The organism is Pseudoalteromonas sp. S1612 (assembly GCF_005887175.1).
Classification (GTDB): domain Bacteria; phylum Pseudomonadota; class Gammaproteobacteria; order Enterobacterales; family Alteromonadaceae; genus Pseudoalteromonas; species Pseudoalteromonas undina.
This window is the reverse complement of sequence record NZ_PNDH01000143.1, coordinates 1-239: the sequence shown is the minus strand read 5'-3', so window position 1 is coordinate 239 and position 239 is coordinate 1. Positions and strand designations below refer to the sequence as shown.

Sequence of the window (239 nt, the reverse complement as noted above, 5' to 3'; positions counted from 1 at the left end):
CGTATAATTTGTTGTATACTAACACGGTCGTTCTTTTTATCAAGAACATCGGCAAAATCATATTCAACCGCTTGTAAAAAATGTAGTAAAGCCCAAGTAGCACCTCCTGACTCATAAAATACATCATAAATTTCCCCCCACGATGTTCTTACATCTTGTTGTAATTGCGTATAAGTACCATGTGTATTTGAAGAGATGCCTGCTAAATCGGAATATACCTTGACTTTACCTAAACTCGC

At 36.4% G+C, this 239-nt stretch carries 1 protein-coding gene; it reads right to left on the bottom strand.

Annotated elements, in window-relative coordinates; translation table 11 throughout:
• The coding region (locus CWB78_RS18440; RefSeq protein ID WP_138596849.1) for a DUF2333 family protein at nt 1–239 on the bottom strand (239 nt) is incomplete at both ends.